This is a genomic window from Nocardia sp. CA-119907, from assembly GCF_050955995.1.
In the GTDB taxonomy this organism is placed as follows: Bacteria; Actinomycetota; Actinomycetes; order Mycobacteriales; family Mycobacteriaceae; genus Nocardia.
The window spans coordinates 9,511,598-9,529,416 of the sequence record NZ_CP192091.1; the positions used below are offsets into that span (position 1 = coordinate 9,511,598).

General features: G+C 64.9%; 20 protein-coding genes. 14 read left to right on the forward strand and 6 right to left on the reverse strand.

Features of this window, described 5'->3' with window-relative positions; genetic code table 11:
* Positions 1–21: 21 nt before the first annotated feature.
* Complete coding sequence (locus tag ACQP2D_RS42730) at positions 22–558, forward strand: CGNR zinc finger domain-containing protein (protein WP_433681558.1); 537 nt, start codon at positions 22–24, stop codon at positions 556–558.
* A 10-nt stretch (positions 559–568) separates the two neighbouring features.
* Here the strand turns inward: ACQP2D_RS42730 and ACQP2D_RS42735 are convergent, their stop codons facing one another.
* Positions 569–874: a response regulator transcription factor gene (locus ACQP2D_RS42735; RefSeq protein WP_433681559.1), complete on the reverse strand. Its 306-nt coding sequence runs from the start codon at positions 872–874 to the stop codon at positions 569–571.
* Between the two features lie 58 nt (positions 875–932).
* On the reverse strand, positions 933–2,324 hold the full coding sequence (locus tag ACQP2D_RS42740; RefSeq protein WP_433681560.1) for a glycosyltransferase family 87 protein: 1,392 nt from the start codon (positions 2,322–2,324) through the stop codon (positions 933–935).
* Between the two features lie 192 nt (positions 2,325–2,516).
* Here ACQP2D_RS42740 and rpsF point away from each other — a divergent pair, with 192 nt between their 5' ends.
* From rpsF to ACQP2D_RS42765, 5 genes are all read left to right on the forward strand, one after another.
* Entirely contained in the window at positions 2,517–2,804 is a 288-nt protein-coding gene (rpsF, locus tag ACQP2D_RS42745; protein WP_420770131.1) for a 30S ribosomal protein S6, read from the forward strand.
* An 80-nt stretch (positions 2,805–2,884) separates the two neighbouring features.
* A complete protein-coding gene (locus ACQP2D_RS42750; protein WP_433681561.1) occupies positions 2,885–3,418 on the forward strand; it encodes a single-stranded DNA-binding protein in 534 nt (177 codons plus the stop codon).
* Positions 3,419–3,473: 55 nt separating this feature from the next.
* On the forward strand, positions 3,474–3,725 hold the full coding sequence (gene rpsR, locus ACQP2D_RS42755; protein ID WP_433681562.1) for a 30S ribosomal protein S18: 252 nt from the start codon (positions 3,474–3,476) through the stop codon (positions 3,723–3,725).
* A gap of 17 nt (positions 3,726–3,742) precedes the next feature.
* A complete protein-coding gene (rplI, locus tag ACQP2D_RS42760; RefSeq protein WP_433681563.1) occupies positions 3,743–4,195 on the forward strand; it encodes a 50S ribosomal protein L9 in 453 nt (150 codons plus the stop codon).
* A gap of 742 nt (positions 4,196–4,937) precedes the next feature.
* Positions 4,938–7,595, forward strand: a complete 2,658-nt coding sequence (locus ACQP2D_RS42765) for a replicative DNA helicase (RefSeq protein WP_433681564.1) — start codon at positions 4,938–4,940, stop codon at positions 7,593–7,595.
* 221 nt (positions 7,596–7,816) lie between these two features.
* Here the strand turns inward: ACQP2D_RS42765 and ACQP2D_RS42770 are convergent, their stop codons facing one another.
* Positions 7,817–8,749 carry a LysR family transcriptional regulator gene (locus ACQP2D_RS42770; RefSeq protein WP_433681565.1) on the reverse strand — a complete coding sequence of 311 codons (933 nt, stop codon included), beginning with the start codon at positions 8,747–8,749 and terminating at the stop codon, positions 7,817–7,819.
* 136 nt (positions 8,750–8,885) lie between these two features.
* Here ACQP2D_RS42770 and ACQP2D_RS42775 point away from each other — a divergent pair, with 136 nt between their 5' ends.
* From ACQP2D_RS42775 to ACQP2D_RS42790, 4 genes are all read left to right on the forward strand, one after another.
* Positions 8,886–10,157 (forward strand): MFS transporter, encoded by a 1,272-nt coding sequence (locus ACQP2D_RS42775; protein ID WP_433681566.1) that lies wholly within the window; start codon positions 8,886–8,888, stop codon positions 10,155–10,157.
* Positions 10,158–10,196: 39 nt separating this feature from the next.
* On the forward strand, positions 10,197–10,499 hold the full coding sequence (locus tag ACQP2D_RS42780; protein ID WP_433681567.1) for a hypothetical protein: 303 nt from the start codon (positions 10,197–10,199) through the stop codon (positions 10,497–10,499).
* A 247-nt stretch (positions 10,500–10,746) separates the two neighbouring features.
* The gene (locus ACQP2D_RS42785) at positions 10,747–10,878 is read left to right on the forward strand and encodes a hypothetical protein (protein WP_433681568.1); all 132 of its coding nucleotides are present in this window, start codon (positions 10,747–10,749) and stop codon (positions 10,876–10,878) included.
* Between the two features lie 96 nt (positions 10,879–10,974).
* A complete protein-coding gene (locus ACQP2D_RS42790; RefSeq protein ID WP_433681569.1) occupies positions 10,975–12,633 on the forward strand; it encodes a cutinase family protein in 1,659 nt (552 codons plus the stop codon).
* Between the two features lie 337 nt (positions 12,634–12,970).
* Here ACQP2D_RS42790 and ACQP2D_RS42795 read toward each other — a convergent pair whose 3' ends face one another.
* Both ACQP2D_RS42795 and ACQP2D_RS42800 read right to left on the reverse strand, forming a co-directional pair.
* Positions 12,971–13,615 (reverse strand): arsenate reductase ArsC, encoded by a 645-nt coding sequence (locus tag ACQP2D_RS42795; protein WP_433685944.1) that lies wholly within the window; start codon positions 13,613–13,615, stop codon positions 12,971–12,973.
* A gap of 133 nt (positions 13,616–13,748) precedes the next feature.
* A complete protein-coding gene (locus ACQP2D_RS42800; RefSeq protein WP_433685945.1) occupies positions 13,749–14,789 on the reverse strand; it encodes an alpha/beta hydrolase in 1,041 nt (346 codons plus the stop codon).
* A gap of 276 nt (positions 14,790–15,065) precedes the next feature.
* Here ACQP2D_RS42800 and ACQP2D_RS42805 point away from each other — a divergent pair, with 276 nt between their 5' ends.
* Positions 15,066–15,497 (forward strand): DMT family transporter, encoded by a 432-nt coding sequence (locus ACQP2D_RS42805; protein WP_433681570.1) that lies wholly within the window; start codon positions 15,066–15,068, stop codon positions 15,495–15,497.
* An 81-nt stretch (positions 15,498–15,578) separates the two neighbouring features.
* Positions 15,579–15,965 carry an EamA family transporter gene (locus ACQP2D_RS42810; protein ID WP_433685946.1) on the forward strand — a complete coding sequence of 129 codons (387 nt, stop codon included), beginning with the start codon at positions 15,579–15,581 and terminating at the stop codon, positions 15,963–15,965.
* Positions 15,966–15,974: 9 nt separating this feature from the next.
* Here the strand turns inward: ACQP2D_RS42810 and ACQP2D_RS42815 are convergent, their stop codons facing one another.
* Entirely contained in the window at positions 15,975–16,469 is a 495-nt protein-coding gene (locus ACQP2D_RS42815; protein WP_433681571.1) for a MarR family winged helix-turn-helix transcriptional regulator, read from the reverse strand.
* 54 nt (positions 16,470–16,523) lie between these two features.
* On the opposite strand from ACQP2D_RS42815, the gene ACQP2D_RS42820 reads away from it, so the two are divergent.
* Positions 16,524–17,117, forward strand: a complete 594-nt coding sequence (locus ACQP2D_RS42820) for a hypothetical protein (protein ID WP_433681572.1) — start codon at positions 16,524–16,526, stop codon at positions 17,115–17,117.
* Between the two features lie 7 nt (positions 17,118–17,124).
* Complete coding sequence (locus ACQP2D_RS42825; RefSeq protein WP_433681573.1) at positions 17,125–17,769, forward strand: class I SAM-dependent DNA methyltransferase; 645 nt, start codon at positions 17,125–17,127, stop codon at positions 17,767–17,769.
* Positions 17,770–17,819: the final 50 nt, after the last annotated feature.

Consider the following 17,819-nt stretch of genomic DNA (forward strand, 5'->3'; position numbering starts at 1 on the left):
CAAGGTGGTTACTATGAGAGGGTGTTCGCCTTTGTGAGCGGTAACCTCGCCTTGGATTTCGCCGGCACGGTCAAGGCCCGTGCCACGACCTTCGACGACTTCCTCACCACACCAGCGGATCTCGATACCTGGCTGCTCGCCGCCGACCTCCTCGACACCGCGCCCCATTGCGATCTGGCGACACTCGACCGCGCCGTGCGTCTGCGCGAAGCGGGCTACCGTCTGGCGCTGGCCGCCGCCCGCGACGAACCGCTCGCCGATGCGGACCGCGAGACCGTCAACGAGTTCGCCCGTGGCGTCCTCCCCCAGGTCACGTTGCGCGCCGATGCGACGATCGCCCGCCACGGCGATCCGGACGCGGCACTTGCCGCGATCGCCCGCTCCGCCATCGAAATGCTCGGCGGCCCCGAACGCGGTCTGCTCAAGGAATGCGGGCGCCTCGAATGCACCCGCCTGTACCTCGACACCTCACGCGGAAAGTCGCGGCGCTGGTGCGATATGACCATTTGCGGCAATCGCGCCAAAAGTGCCGCCTTCCGCGCCCGGCAGGCCGACTGACCCGATCCGCTCAGCCGCCGAGGCCGATGCGGTGCGCGTAGGCGATGGCCTGGGCGCGGTCGCGGACCTGGAGCTTCGCGAACAGCGAACCGATATGGGTCTTGACGGTGCTGATGCCGATGAACAACTCCTTGGCGATCTCGGAGTTGTTGTGGCCCTTGGCCATCAAGGTGAGCACTTCGAGTTCACGGGCGCTGAGGCCGATTTCCGGACCACTGCGCCCCGGCGACGGCGGCCCGACGGTGTGCGCCGCGAGCGCGGCGACGAGCCGCTGCCCGACCTCGGCGGCGAAGGTCGACTGGCCGCCCGCGGTCATGCCACTACGGTGCGCGGATCGTGGCGCGCGCAGTACCACCCGTGGGTGGAATCCGGTACTAGGCCACAGGTACCAGGCCGCCGGTTTCCAACCGCGGTATCGGCGGCGGCGCGAGCCGGGTTCCGCGCGGCACCGCCCGCACGAATACGAAGAAGAAGACCACAAGGAGAACGGCACGCCCCCACACGCCGAACTGCACCACGTTCTCCATCAAATCCACCGAGGTGCCGGAAACGATGGAATAGAAGTACCGGAACACCCCGATCCCGATGGTCGCATCGGCGACCAAATAGGCCCCGATCACCGGCCACGGCACCGCGAGCAGCACCAGGAACGGCACCAGCCACAGCGTGTACTGCGGCGAATGCACCTTGTGGAACAGCAGGAATCCGCACAGCATCGCGCCACTCACCCCGATCCACGGGAAGGTGCCGGTCAGTGTGAATCGCTTCCAGCCCAACCACATGGCCAGCGCGAACGAGATGAGCACCAGCGTCGGCGAGGCGATCGACACCGCATGCTGAAATGCGGTCTCGCTATCGGCGTCCTGACCGAACATCTGCCGAAGTCCCCAGTACCAAATGGAATTCGTGGTGATATCGGCCTGCCGCATTTGCTGGAAGGTGATCGATGCGCGCCAGCCCTCATAACCGGCAAGGGCGAAAGGCAGATTCACCAGCACCACCGTGCCGATGGCGGCACCCGCGGTCATCAGCGCACCGCGCACATCCAGCCGGGACCGCGTCGGACCATCCATATCGCGCGGGCCGCCCGTCAGCACATAGACCAGCAGCGGCAGTACGAAAATACCCGGATACAGCTTGAGGCAGAACCCGATGCCGAGCAGTACGGCGGCCAGAATTCCCCTGGTACGCAACGAATATCTGGTCAGCGCGGTCACCACGTACACCGCGGCGACGGCCATGCACACCACGGGTAGTTCCCAGTTGTGGAACGCGTAGAGCACCAACGGCGGCCCCGCCGCCCACAACAGCGCCGCCCGACCGGCCAGCCGCACCAACAGCCAGGCGGTCAGCAACGCGAACGGCGCCAGCAGCAATGCCGAGTGCAGCAGGAATTCCGCGTCATTATCGGCGCCGACCGCACCGAGCCACATCAATACGCCGCTGAGCACCGGGTATTCGACCGCACCGCCGGTCAGCATGCCGTCATCGGTGATCCCGCCGTCGATATAGGGAAAGACGTGCTGGTCGATATCGCGACCCAACCACAGGAATTGGATATCGGAATAGCAGACATCCGAATCCTTGATCACATCGAAAATCGCACTGCGGCCGTCCGCGCCGAACGGCGCACCCGCGCAGCGTGCCTTGTTCAGATAGGCCAGCGCCAGCGTCAACCCGCACAGCAACACCACCACCGCGGCCAAGGCCGCGCTGCGCGTCACACCCCCCGCGATCCTGTCGTGGGTAGCGAGTCCGGTCGGCATGGGCACCACCCTAGGCCGCACCGCGCGCAGACGCCCTCGCTTCCCCTGGGAAGGACCGGCGTGGCACCGCGCCGGACATCGATTTCGCTGGTTAACGGGCGTTCATGTAGCCTTGTCGGGTTGCTGACGCAACGACCCTCCTGCCACGGACCGTCCGTGGCCGTTTCCTAGTCCACAGGAGGTGATTGGTCCGTGCGTCATTACGAAGTGATGGTTATCCTCGACCCGAGCCTGGACGAGCGCACTGTTGGTCCGTCGCTGGACAACATGCTGAGCGTCGTCAAGACCGAAGGCGGCAAGGTCGACAAGGTCGATATCTGGGGCCGCCGCCGTCTCGCCTACGAGATCGCCAAGCAGGCCGAAGGCATCTACGCGGTGGTCGATCTGACCGCCGAGCCCGCCACCGTGAGCGAGCTCGACCGCCAGCTGGGCCTCAACGAGTCGGTGCTGCGCACCAAGGTTCTGCGCCACGGCAAGTGACCCTCGATTGCGTCGGTGCCTGTCTCTAGGCTCTACGCAACAGGTGCACTGCGGACTGCATACCGAGCAGGAGGAACCACATGGCAGGCGACACGGTCATCACCGTCATCGGAAATCTGACGGCCGACCCCGAACTTCGATTCACGCCCGCGGGCGCTGCGGTGGCGAATTTCACCGTCGCATCGACTCCCCGCGTGTTCGACCGTAATTCGAATGAATGGAAAGACGGCGAAGCGCTGTTCCTGCGCTGCAACATCTGGCGTGAAGCTGCGGAGAATGTCGCCGAAAGCCTGACCCGAGGCGCCCGGGTGATCGTGAGCGGACGACTGAAGCAGCGCTCCTACGAAACCCGCGAGGGTGAGAAGCGCACGGTCGTCGAACTCGAGGTCGACGAGGTCGGTCCCTCGCTGCGTTACGCCACCGCGAAGGTCGCCAAGGCCAGCCGCGGCGGCGGGGGCGGCGGCGGATTCGGTTCCGGGGGCGGTGGCAATTTCGCTCCTGCCGGTGGTGGTGGCGGCAGCCGTTCCGGCGGCGCCGACGACGACCCGTGGGGCAGCGCACCCGCGGCGGGCTCCTTCGGGGGCAGCCGCGTAGACGACGAACCGCCGTTCTGAGAACGGCTCACATCGGCCCGAATTACTTTGGGCCATCATTAATTACGGAGTAACCATGCCTAAAGCGCCCGCGCGCGAAAAGGTGCTGAAGAAGAAGGCTTGCACCTTCTGCAAGGAGGCCAAGTCCGGCCTCGTCAGCATCGACTACAAGGACACCGCCCTGCTGCGGAAGTACGTCAGTGATCGCGGCAAGATCCGCGCTCGCCGGGTCACCGGCAACTGCGTGCAGCACCAGCGCGACGTCGCCGTTGCCGTCAAGAACTCGCGTGAGGTGGCCCTGCTGCCGTACGTGTCGACGGCTCGCTGAGAAGGGAGGCATCGCAAATGAAGTTGATTCTGACTGCCGATGTGGACAACCTCGGTGCCCCCGGTGACACCGTGGAGGTCAAGGACGGCTACGGCCGCAACTACCTGCTGCCGCGCGGCCTGGCCATTGTCGCCACCCGTGGCGCGCAGAAGCAGGTCGAGGGCATCCGTCGTGCCCAGGACGCGCGCAAGGTGCGCGACCTGGACCACGCCAACGAGCTGAAACAGGCCATCGAGGGCCTGGAGTCGGTTTCGCTGTCGGTCAAGACCGCTGGCACCGGCAAGCTGTTCGGCTCGGTCACCCAGTCCGACATCGCCGCCGCCATCAAGTCGGCCGGTGGCCCGGTCGTCGACAAGCGCAGCATCGAGCTGCCGAAGTCGCACATCAAGACGGTTGGCAAGCACAACGTCGTGGTGCACCTGCACCCCGACGTGGTCGCGAAGTTCGACCTGCAGGTCGCCGCGAACTGAGTTCATTCGAAGGCCACTCTTGTGTTCCGACACAAGGGTGGCCTTCGGCTGCGCGGCCTCGGGCCACTGCTCGGTCGCAGCGTGAGCCATGGGCATTGTCCTGCAGATAGCCAAATATTTGCGAGAGGCCGGAACGGTGATCTGGACCATTCTCGGCAAACTCGGCTATCGGCTCTACCACCTGTTATTCGGCTTGTGGATCGTCGAGAAAACCAACCGGCAGCAACGTGATCCAGGACATACCCGTAGTACACGCTCTGTTTACCCAACACGCCCGGCTGTTCAACTGGACCGACACGCCGACACTTGATTCATCCACACGTGGATAGATTTGGAAATCGATATCTATCTGCGCGTTTGAGCGAGGTGACCTGGGTTTTCCCCAAGTAGTACACAGGGGGTGCACATCGTTGGGTAAACAGTCCCCAACTTATCCACAGCTGTGTGCACAGCGCGGTTTGGCGAGTCTCCATCCGGTCGCCTAGGTTCGTCGCATTGTCATGATCGAACCTCCGGATCGTCATGATCCGGGAGCTGTCACACCGGTTTGCTGGAACCGCGGGTGAGCCCGTCGACGGGGGACTCGCACACCGTGGTTCGACGCCGGATGTGTCGGTACCCGGGAGTACAACGAGTGATCAATAGGGTCAGCCGGCAGGTTTCGAGCGATCTGTACGCGGTCGCCGTTTCCGAGCGGCCTTAGATGTATGTCGCTAGCGGCGAGAGAGGACGGTCGAGTCTGGTGACTACCACCGATGACCGCGGGCATACGGACTACCCGCCCGAACCGCCCGGCGAAGACTTCGGCAGGCAGCCGCCACACGATATGGCGGCCGAGCAGTCCGTACTGGGCGGCATGCTGCTGAGCAAGGACGCGATCGCGGACGTCGTCGAGGTGCTGCGCCCCGGCGACTTCTACCGCCCGGCGCACCAAGCGGTCTACGACACCATCCTCGATCTCTACGGCCGCGGCGAACCTGCCGACCCGGTCACCGTCGCCGCCGGTCTCGACCGCCGCGGCGAACTCAAGCGCATCGGCGGTGCGCCCTATCTCGTCACCCTCACCCAAACGGTCCCCACCGCCGCCAACGCCGGTTACTACGCCGAAATCGTTGCGGAGAAGGCGATCCTGCGCCGGCTCGTCGAAGCGGGCACCCGCATTGTCCAATACGGCTACGCGGGCGCCGACGGCCAGGACATCGCCGAGGTCGTCGACCGCGCCCAGGCCGAGGTCTACGAGGTCACCGAACGCCGCACCACTGAGGACTTCCTCCCCCTCGAGGAACTGCTGCAGCCCACGATGGACGAAATCGACTCCATCGCCTCCCGCGGCGGCATCTCCCTCGGCGTCCCCACCGGCTTCACCGAACTGGACGAACTCACCAACGGCCTACACCCCGGCCAGATGATCATCGTCGCCGCGCGTCCTGGCGTCGGCAAATCGACCCTGGGAATGGATTTCATGCGTAGCTGCTCGATCAAGCATGGCTTGGCGAGCGTTATCTTCTCGCTCGAGATGAGTCGCACGGAAATCGTGATGCGGCTGCTCTCGGCTGAGGCGAAGATCAAGCTGGGCGATATGCGTTCGGGTCGGATGAGTGATGACGACTGGACCAAACTCGCTCGGCGGATGAGTGAGATCAGTGAGGCTCCGCTGTTCGTCGACGATTCGCCGAACCTGACGATGATGGAGATTCGCGCCAAAGCGCGCCGTCTGAAGCAGCGCCACGACCTGAAACTCGTTGTGGTGGACTACCTCCAGCTGATGACTTCGGGAAAAAAGGTCGAATCTCGTCAGCAGGAAGTCTCGGATTTCTCGCGAAATCTGAAGCTGCTGGCCAAGGAGTTGGAAGTTCCGGTCATCGCGATCAGCCAGCTCAACCGTGGTCCCGAACAGCGAACAGATAAGCGCCCGATGGTGTCCGACCTGCGTGAATCGGGCTGCCTCCCGGCTTCGACGCGAATCCTGCGTGCCGACACAGGTGGTGAGACCACCCTCGGCGAGTTGATCGCAAGCGGGGAGCAGCCGCTGGTGTGGTCGCTGGACGATCGCATGCGGATGGTTGCGCGGCCGATGGTGAAGGTCTTTCCCAGTGGGCGCAAGGAAGTGTTCCGGCTGCGGCTGGCTTCGGGGCGAGAAGTTGAGGCCACTGGCAACCACCCGTTCCTGACGGTCGATGGTTGGATCCCACTGGAAAAGCTGGCCGCAGGCGACCGTCTCGCCACTCCGCGTATGGTGCCTGAACCAGTGCACACCAAGCGGATGGCGGACGCCGAGATAATCCTGTTGGCGCACATGATCGGTGACGGCTCGTGCGTCGAGCGCCAGCCGATCCGCTACGCCAGCACCGACGAGGAGAACCTCGACGCGGTAACCACAGCGGCCCGGCACTTCGGTGTGACGGCGGTGCGGGACCAGCACGCGGCTGCCCGCGTGACAACCCTGCGATTGCCCGCGCCCTATCGACTCACCCACGGCAAACGCAATCCCATTGCCGCCTGGCTCGATGAGCTGGGACTCTTCGGGTTACGCAGCTACGAAAAATTCGTTCCGCAGCAGGTGTTCTCGCTGCCGAACGATCAGATCGCACTGTTCCTGAAGCATCTGTGGGCCACCGACGGCTCCGTGCGTTGGGATGCCGAGGGAGGCCAGGCTCGCGTCTACTACGCCTCCACGAGCCGCCGCCTGATCGATGATGTGGCACAGCTACTGCTACGGCTCGGCGTGCACGGACGAATCAAGAATGTCCGCAAGGCGGGTTATCACGACTGCTGGCACCTCACCATCGATGGGGCGGACAATCAGACGATCTTCCTGCGTGACGTCAGTGTTCACGGCGCACGCGGACGGGCCGCGCAATCGGCCCTCGCCGAACTGGAACCGATGGTGCGCAATACGAATGTCGACACCGTCCCCAAGGAAGTCTGGGCCCAAGTCCGCACCCTGCTGGCAACCAAGCACATGACTCACCGAGAGTTCTCGGCCGCCATGGGCTCCCGCTTCTGTGGTTCCACCATGTGGAAGCGCTCTCCCAGCCGCGCCCGTCTCGCCCGCGTCGCCGCCGTCCTCGACGATGCCGACATCGAAATGCTGGCCACCAACGACGTCTTCTGGGACGAGGTCGTCGAAATCACCAGCCTGGGCGAACAAGACGTCTACGATGGCACCGTGCCGGGAACGCATAACTTTGTGGCACAAGGGATTTCGGTACACAACTCACTGGAACAAGATGCCGACATGGTCATCCTGTTGCACCGCCCGGACGCCTTCGAGCGGGACGACCCGCGTGGTGGTGAGGCGGACCTGATCGTAGGTAAGCACCGTAATGGCCCGACTGCCACGATTACCGTTGCGCACCAACTGCATTTGAGTCGGTTCGTGGATATGGCGCGCGGCTGACCAGCCTTGCGGGCGGCGCGCCTGATCGCTTTGACCAGCAGGCCCCTTACGCCGGTGAGCAGGACGTCGCGCTCAGACGCTGCTTTCGATGTCGAACTCGTTTCCGCGGATCTCGACGGTGGAAGATCGAGGATGTCTTCGCCCCGGAGTTGCTCGACAGCTGAAAGTTGTCCCGGCAGTGTGGCATCGAATACAGAGCAGCTGCCTGCTCCGCGGGGGTCTCAGCGTGCCCAGTCCGGTGTCCAGATGTCATCGCTTGATGTCGTTCGGTATCTGGTCTCGAGGTAGTCGAGGAAGTTTGCGAGGACGGGGTGGGGGTTGTCTGCTCGCCAGATCACCGAAAGAGGGTAGACGGGGGTCGGGTTGACGACGGGGATTCGGCGCAGGTCATAGCTTTCCGGCCAGAGGTATCGGGAGCCTTCGCCGGCGAAGGTGGCGAGTTGGGTCGAGTCGGCGAGTTCGGCGAGGAGCGCTTCGATGCCGAACATCGGGCCGATCGTGTCGATGGTGAGTCCGAAGGCGGTCGCGAGATCGTTGTAGTAGCCGATCGGCTCCGGATCGGACATGCCGGGCATCCAGATGGGGTGGTCGGTGAGTTCGGCCAGCGTCACGGATTTGGCGTTCGCCAACGGATGTTTCGGGCCGACCAGGAGTTCGTGTCGGTCGTCGATGACACGCGATGAGCGGAGTCCGGTCGGGACTTTGCGGGCGGAGTCGCGTAGGGATCTGAAGGTGGCGTCAAGGGTACCGGCGCCGATCTCGGCCAGCGCCGCTGCGGCGTCGGCGTTGGGTAGGGCGACGACATCGAGTTCGATATCGGGGTGCTGCTGGTAGAAGGCGTGCAGGATATTGGACGGTGCGATCCTGCGGCTGACCACGTCGATCCGCAGCGCCCTGCGCCCCGGTGTCACGGCCGTGGTGGCGCGTTCGGCGGCGCGGAGCAGTTCGCGGGCATGGGGCAGCAGTGCTTGTCCGTCGACGGTGAGCCGCACGCCCCTGGCGGTCCGCGCGAACAGCTGTACGCCGAGCTCTCGCTCCAGGCTCGCCACTCGTTTCGAGGCCCCCTGCTGGGTGATGCCCACATCGTCGGCAGCGGCTTGGAACTGGCCCGTCTCGGCAACGGCGACGAAGGTACGAACCGCATCGAGATCCATGAGGGGAGAACCTAATCGCACAACGATGCGTTGTGGCACGCCGCTCGATCTGTTGTTGGTGTCGACGTCCATCAACCGGCTTCAATCCCCGTGGCAACAGAGCGTTGTCCGACGAGGTGTGAAGCGGAGCGAGCGAGTGTCGAATATCAGGCGGAGGACGAGACCGGGGCGGGCGTTCGGATGGTTGTGGGCCGCCTACGCGGTCAGCGCCTACGGGACCGGGCTCGGGTTCGGGGCATTCTCGGTCGTTGCCATTACGGTTCTGAACGCCAGCTCGGCAGAGGTAGCGGTGCTCTCGTCATCCGGGCTGGTGCTCGGGGCGCTGCTGGCGGTCCCGCTCGGGCCGTGGATGGAGTTCCGCGCCAAGCGGCCGGTCATGATCGCCATGGATGTGGTCCGCTTCGCGGCATTGGCATCTGTACCGCTCGCCTACTGGCTGGGTGTGTTGTCGTTCGCGCAGCTGTTGGTGGTCTCCATTGTCACTGCGACAGCGAAGATCGCGTTCACGGCCGCCAGTGGCGCCTACCTCGAGACCATCGTCCCTGCTCACGGACTGCTGGTGGCCACCAGTCGTTTCGAGTCCACCACTTGGTCGGCAACGGTCATCGGACCGCCGGTGGGCGGTGCCGCTATCGGGCTCTTGGGTCCGGTGACCACCGTTGTCATCGATGCGGTGAGCTACCTTCTCTCGGCGCTCGGCATTGCCGCGATCACCGAACCCGAGCAGCCTCCGCAGCACACCCGAACGCGTCGGTGCAGCGATATCGCCGAGGGGTGGCGCTACATCCTCACCCACGACACACTGCGTCGATTCTTCTTCAACGCCATGCTGGTCAACGGGCTGATCATGGCTACCGAGCCACTGCTATCGGTGCTGATGCTGTCCCACTTGGGATTTCCGGTCTGGGAATACGGGCTCGCGTTCGCCGTTCCGTGCATCGGTGGCCTGATCGGTGCACGACTCGCCCGCCGCATCGCCGCCCGCCTCGGCGAACGGACGGTGCTGCGCGTCTTCGGCACACTGCGCGCCTGCTGGCCCCTCGGGCTGGCGTTCATCCGGCCCGGCCTGCCCGGACTCGTGGTCGTGATGGTCACCGAACTCGGCCTGATCATCTGCGCCAGCATTTTCAACGCCGTCTTCGCCGCCCACCGGTTGAACACCACCGCCCAAGACCGCCACGCCCGGGTACTGACCGCCTGGTCGATCACCACCAGCACCAGCATTGCCGCTATCACCGTGCTCTGGGGCCTACTGGCCCAACTCACCAGCCCGGGCACAGCCATTGCGCTGGCCGGGATTCTGCTCCTCGGCACACCCTTCCTGCTGCCACGCCATGTCAAAACCCCCGAACCGGCCAGCGCGAATCCGTCCCATGAGGAGCCGGTGTCCTCCAGTGACAGGGCATGACCCATGACACCATCTACGACCAGCGGATCCGGGTCATCAGTGGGCAAGATCGCGAGGCCGAAGAACTTCGTACAGATTGCGGAACTGCTCGAGGAATTGCCGGAGGGGACCGCCATGCTCCCGCTGGTCGAGTACCTCGGGAAGGTCAAGACACCTGAATCCCGCAATATTGGGTTGAAATACCTCGACGGCCCCGCCCGCGGGAGAGCGATCAAGGCGTTGGTCCAGATGAAAGCCACTGGGGTGCGGCACCTTGTCGAACCGCTCATCCATGACCGAGCTCCCACAGTGCGCAAACAGGCCCAACGCGCCATGGCGAAGCCGCCTCGCCTCGGCGAGTGAATCCTGGTGCGGCGCAACATTTTCCGCCAACCGATCCGCGCATCGGCTATCCGCTGACTTCAGCGGCCGATGGACCCGGGGGTTGGAAGGTTCGGCGGTAGTTGGAGGGGGTGGTGGTCATACCAGCTCGGCACGATCGCGGCACCGCGGGATGGCAGCTGCACCGCACGGTGGCCGAACGGCATTACGACCTCGCCCTGGAAAAGACCGTGCCGCGGCGGAGATCCACCGCGTGCTCAATGTGGTGATGCATTCCCAGTTCGCCGCCGTCAGCACCACCGATCAGTGGATCGATAACGTCGGCAACGCAACGGCAACACCGATCGGCAATCTGTCCGATTCCTACAACAGTTCTTTCGCCGCGGCGACACCGCGGTAACGAAAACATCCCGGTCACCGACACACCTCGTGACATATGGCCTGTCGGGGGGCCTGTCCGCCCATTTGTCGGATTTGTTGGATTGGGGATCTGGACATGGCTCTTCGGGAGTTCTTCGCGCGCCATCGCATGGCTTCGGCCGTTGTCGCGCCCGCCACGCTCGGGGTGGTGGCGATCGTCGCCACCTCGTGGGCGCTGACGTCGACGTCGCAGACCGTCGATACACAGCTCAGGGCCTCGGTGACCGAGTGCCACGACATGGTGACCATTTCGGTGGCCGGACGTCGTGACACTCCGGTGGCGGGCACCACGAAGCTGCTGGTCGGGGCCAATGGTGAGGAATTGCCCGCCGCGCTGTCGGATGATTATCACAGTGAGTGGGTCGACCCCGTCGTCAACGCACCCGCCGATAATGTCGATCCCGGCTCGTATGCCGCTGTGTACATCGCGTATCCGGCGAATATGGCCACCTACGAGGACGCCGTCAATGCCGGTGTCGCGAATACCGAACAGGTGATGCGGGAGATCAGCCAGGCCTGCCCGGACACCAAATTCTCCATCGTCGGCTACAGCGAGGGCGCCGATGTCGTGCGCCGCGTCGCCATGACGGTCGGACATCAGACGCCCGACCAGAACGGTGGCTACGGAGTCGTCGATCCGGCCGACGTCGTCGGTGTCGTCATCCTCGCCGATGCCGGGCGCTCGGCGGGCGACGGGCCGTTCCCGGGTGCGAAGGATCCGTACAGCAATCCCGACGGCTTCGACCAGAAATATCAGAGCGGCACCAAAGCGGTTGCGGGTCAGGGTGCGCTGCCCGGCACCAGCGGCGACTTCGGGGCGCTGAACGGCAAGATCGCGTCGTTCTGCTCCGATGGCGATCTCACCTGCTCGGCACCGCAGAATATTTCGCTGCTGCAGTTGGTGGTCAATGTGGGTCGACAGTTGAATGTCGACGCACTCGAACGCGACGGGCTCACCCCGGCGACCGGGCAGGATGTGGCGGTTGTCCTCGGCCGGATCGCATTGGCGGCCTTCGCCGATATCCAGTCGCAGCCGAACTGGATGCAGAGCGACGAAACCTTCCTCCAGGTGCTGCTGCGGGTTTCCGATCCCGAGTACAAGCCGGGGCAGACGCCCAAGCCCGCGACGCAGGCGACGGCGATCGCGACCAACGACATGTCGCCACTGGCCTATCTGCCGCAGAAGGTGTTCAACGAGATCATCGGTCTCATCGTGACGAATCAGAACACCATCCCCGTGATCATGAGCGACCCGTACCAGCTCACGCTCGGGCCGAACGCGACCGGTCACCACTTCGACTACTGGCGCGACGCCGCCGACGGCAAGCCGCTGACCTCCGCCGAATACGCGGCCGCCTGGCTCACTCATCTGGCGCAGCAGGCGCAGGCGGGTAAGACGGTCGATACCAGCGCGCAGCCGACGCCAGCGGATCTCGCCGCCGCATACCAGGCGGCGACCTCCACGACCAAGACCAGCGAACCGACCAAGACCACGACGACCTCGCCGACGACCACCAGCACGTCACCCGCGAAGTCGCCCGCTGCCAGCGCACCGCCGACGACCACGACACCGCCCACCACGACGACGAGTGCGGCGACCACCCCGCAGGTGACGACAACGCCACCGGCGCCGACCACCACCCCCGCCCAGACCGCAAAGCCGACCACCACCGAACCGACCACCACTACCACGACGACACAGTCCGCGGCACCGACCATCACCGCTACGCGGTAGCAGTCACCGCCGGTTTTCGATACGGGCCGCGGCGTCGCCGCCGGTCGCGACATGCGGCCAGGCATGCAGCGCCCGCTGCGGCGATCGCACGGATGGCCCCGTCTCGCTCGCCAGAAGACTGGAGTTCGGTCCGCCTATCGGATCCGGATGACGCTCTTGCCTCGGTACCGCAGTCGGTGAGATTCGCGGCGGCGGTACCGAGACCGGGGATATGCAGCGGTGATATCGATGCGGACCGAACCGTCGATGCGGTGATCGTTGCCTGCCGCGTCCTTCGTGGCATGGGCGCAACGATGCCGACCGCCGCTGACACCGCGCTGACACCGTGGCGGATTCGCTAACCGCGCAGGCTGTCGACCAGGGGGATGCCCAGGTCGGCGAGGAGGTTCTCGACGCGGGCGGCGATATCGTCGCGGATCGGGCGGACCTCGGTGAGGCCGAGGCCCGCCGGATCTTCGATGATCCATTCGTCGTAGCGGGGGCCGGGGACGATGGGGCAGGTGTCGCCGCAGCCCATGCTGACGATGACATCGGCAGCGCGGATGATTTCCTCGGTCCACGGCTTGGGGTATTCGTCGGCGATATCGATGCCGATCTCGGCCATCGCCTCGACCGCGGCCGGGTTGAGGGCCACGCTCGGTTCGGAGCCGCCGGACCAGGCGATCGCCCGACGCTGCGCCAGATGGGTGAACAATCCGAGCGCCATCTGCGAACGTCCGGCGTTGTGGGTGCACAGGAACAGCACCGTCGGCTTGGGCTGGGCGACCTTGCCCTGCACCTTCGCCAGCGCGTACAGCCGCTGACGGCCGAAGCGTTCGGCCAGCGTCGGCAGAAACAACGTCACCGTGGAGCGAGCGACGAATTCGTCGTACGAGTCGTAGAGGTAACAGTGCACCGTTTCGAAGTCGAACATGGTCGCGAACTCGTCCTGCAGCCGGGCCTCGGCACTTTCGAGGGCCGTCTCGTGGTCGAGTTCGAGCAGGCGGTAGTTGGGCGTCGCAGAGGCGGCTGAGCGTTCGGTCGCATCCGACTGTTCAGGCTGAGACACTCCTCCAGCCTGACAGTCCGGCGAATGCACCGCCAAACGAACATCCCGTGAACCGGCTCGCAGGCCACTACGGAGCGGAGTACAGTCCCTGCGCGAGAACCGGCCATGAGGTGTGCAGATCCTCCTGCCAGTAACCCCAGGAATGCGTGCCGCTGTCGCGGTAGACGAAGGTGGCGGGGATCCCGAGCTGGTCCAGCCGGTTCTGCAGATTGTGCGTCGACCAATTGACCCCGGCCTCGATCGCCGCGCCGACCGCGACCGTCTGCGCATTGTCCTCGGGCTTCTCCAGCCGGAATTTCCCTCCCGGCTGGTCGTAGACGCCGGGGATGCCATTGCCGGTGGAGACGAAAAGGTTTGGCCCACGCAGCTTTTCGGCATTGAGGATGGGATCGTTCGCAGCCCAGAGCGGACCATCGGACGGGCCCCACATATTTCGTGTATCGCCACCGCCGTAGGTCTCCACGGTCACTTTGACCATCCGCTGACCGATCGGGTCACTGGTCTGAGCGATCCCGCTGTAGACCGCGACGCTGCGGTAGAGGCCGGGCTTGGCAATTTCGAAGTTGAGCACCGAGGTACCCGCCATCGACAGTCCCGCAATGGCGTTGACGCCATTGGTGCCGAGCGCGGTATCGATCAGCGGTGGCAGTTCCTCGGTGAAGAAGGTCACCCACTTGTTGGTGCCGAGCACCGGATCCGGCGCGATCCAATCCGCGTAGAAGCTCCAGTGCCCGCCGATGACATTGACCACATTGACGTTCTTGTCCGACAGGAACTCCATCGCGTCGGTATTGCGCTTCCACGTCGCATCGTCCTGCCCGCCGCCAGCACCGTTCAGCAGATAGAGCGTCGGGCGCGGCACCGAGGTGTCGGTCGGTCGCAGCACATCGACCGGGACAGTCGAATTCATTGCGGCGGAATGGATGTAGAGGCGAACGTTGCGGGCGTCCTTGGCCTCGACCTTTTCGATGAACGAACCGTCCGGCGACTGCACCGACGACGGCAGCACAATGGCGGGCTGCGTCGATCCCGTTCCGGAGCCCGTATTCGGCTCCGCATGCGCCGGAATCGCACCGAGACCGAGCAATACCGCAATCGCCGCCAGCATCACGCGTTTTGTTGGACGGTTCAACACCCATTCCTTCGTTAAGGCCCGGACCCGAATACACATCGGCCCGGCCAGTTGATCGAGAACCGGACCGGTCTCGTTACGACAATCTGTCGTGGGACAGCCGAAGCTGTTGTGCGGCAGGCCGATTGAAACCGATGCCGCGGACGCCGTCGAGCCCCCGGTTCCAACGGCTCGGCCGGTACAGCTCGCCCTCGAATCATGGGATGAACCCATATAAGCTCCAGTGCGAGGAATGGATCGGAGGTCCCACGGATGACCAGGCGTGGCTGGGTGCTGTTCTTGGCAATGGGCGTCATCTGGGGCGTGCCCTACGCGATGATCCGGATCGCCGTCGAGGATTTCGACCCGATCGTGGTGGCCTTCGGCCGAACCTTGCTCGGCGCGCTGATCCTGCTGCCGATCGCGCTCTACACCAAGGCGCTGACACCGGTATTCCGCCACTGGCGTCCGCTGCTGCTGTACACCCTGGTCGAGATCACCGGCCCGTGGCTGCTCATCGGCTTCGCCGAGACCACATTGAACAGTTCCACGGTCGGCCTGCTGATCGCCGCCGTACCGCTGATCGCGGTGGTCATCGTGACCAAACTCGGGCACGACCGCTTCGACGCGCGCCGGACCATCGGACTGATCGTCGGCTTCGCCGGGGTGGCGGCGCTGGTCGGCTTCGATATCGACCTGACCTAGCCCGCTGCCATCGGCGCGATCGGGCTGACCACCATCGGATATGCCGTCGGCCCGATCATCATCAATCGCGCACTCGCCGAACTGCCGCCGCTCGGCGTGGTCACCGGATCACTGATCCTCGCCGCGGTGATCTACGCACCGTTCGCGGCTTGGCGCCGGCCGGCACACTTCACCGCCGACGCGTCGTGGTCGGTGCTCGGCCTCGCCATCATCTGCACGGCCGCGGCGTTCCTGGTCTTCTTCGCGCTGATCAGCGAGGTCGGCCCGGCCCGCGCCACGGTCATCACCTACATCAATCCGGCGGTCGCCATCCTGCTCGGAGTGACCCTGCTGGATGAGCCGCTGACCATCGGCATGGGCATCGGCTTCCCGCTGGTCATCCTCGGCTCGATACTCGGCACCGCGCGCACCCGCGCCGCCGAGCAACCTGATTCGACGCCGGTCCCGCAATCACCGAGTCAGGTGTGAGTCCCACACTCATTCGCCGCGCGTCACCTCGGTCGCGCCCGCACTGAAGGTCAGACCCGCACCACCGATGATCTTCATCAGCACATCACGCAGCCGAACCACTTCGGCCGCACCGATTATCGCGTCGAGGTGCGCGTCGAATCGCGCGAACACATCGAATCCGGTCTCCAGCACGGACGAGCCGAGCGGGGACAGGCGCACCAGCCGCGCCCGCCGATCGGTCGGGTCCGGAGCCACCTCGACATAGCCGCGCGATTCCAGGTGCCGCACGAGTTCGCCCATCGCCTGTTTGGTCATGCCCGCCCGAGCCGCGAGGTCGATCAGCCGCGTGCCCTCGGGATCGATCACCTGGAATACCGGAGCGTGCGCGGCGCGCAGGTCGGTGAATCCGGCTGCGGCCAAACCCGCATCCAGTTCGGCCGCAAGCGTTCTCGCCGCGGCGCTGAGCAGATTCCCGAGCGGCGGCGGGCGATCGGCCAGTGAATTAGTCAGGCTCTTGACCATTCTATGACTCCTTCGTACCTTTAGTCAGGAACCTTACTACTTTGGATGGTGCACATGCCTAGACCAGCTGTCGTCGGACTCTCCGTACTGGCCCTGGTGATCGAACTCGGATGGCTGCTGTTCGCGCACGGATCCATTGGGTCGATCACCGCCGCAGTGCTCGTGAGCGTCGCGGTGCTGACGGTGACCGCGGCCCGATTCGTGGCCGTCGACACGGCGGTGCGAATCCTGTTGGGCGCCTTGTTCGCCGGATCGGTCGCGGATCGGTTCGGACTGCTCGGCGCGCCGGGCACGAAAGGTGTCTCCTGGGGCAGCTATTCGGCGTTCGTCGACTACACCCGAACCTTGGTACCCCGGGCGCTGGACTGGTCCGTGCCGACCCTGGCCGCCGTCGCGACGGCACTGGAAACCCTGATCGCCATCGGTCTGCTCCTCGGCATCGCGGCGAAATCCACCGCACGCCTCGCGACCGCGGTACTGATCGCCTTCGCGGCGGCGATGTGGACATCGGTGGGTTTCGGCGAAATGTCTTCCTACGGTGTTCTTGTCGTCGCGGGCGGCACCGCGATACTCGGTACCTGCGAGACCACGCTGCGGCTCGACCACCTGCTGCGCCGCCTGCCCTCGCGACGCCCGGCGGTGGAATGATGGCCGGATGGCAAGCACCGATTATGCCGATGTGGCGCACACCCGCACCGCCTACGACGACCTCGCGGACCGCTACGCCGAGCACGTCGACGGGCACCTCGAATCCCAGCCGTTCGACCGCGCCATGCTCGGCGTCTTCGCGGAACTGGTGCGGGCCAACGGTTCCGGTCGAGTAGCCGACCTCGGATGCGGCGAGGGCCGGATATCCGCGCACCTGGCGGGGCTCGGTCTGGATATCTTCGGCATCGACCTGTCACCGCGGCTGATCGCACTGGCGCGGGCGCGACATCCGGAACTGACCTTCGGTACGGGTTCGCTCGAGCACCTCGACCTCGGCGACGACACCCTCGCGGGCGTCCTCGCGTGGTACTCGCTCATCCATCTGCCACCCGAGCGGATTCCCGCGGTGTTGACGGAGTTCCATCGGGTACTCGAAAACGGAGGACACGCGCTGCTCGCCTTCCAGGCCGCCGCTGTCCAGGATGTGGAACCGTTCGACCACAAGGTGATTCGTGCCTACCGGTGGTCGCCGGATCGGCTCGCTGTACTGGCCGACCAGGCCGGTTTCACGGCGACCGCCCGAATGGTACGGGAACCGGATCCTGGCGAGCGGGGCCGCCAGGGCTACCTGCTGCTGGTCAAGGATCACTGATTCGGCGAACGCCGATCCGGACCTTTCAGTAAGGTTGAGGCACCGCGCAG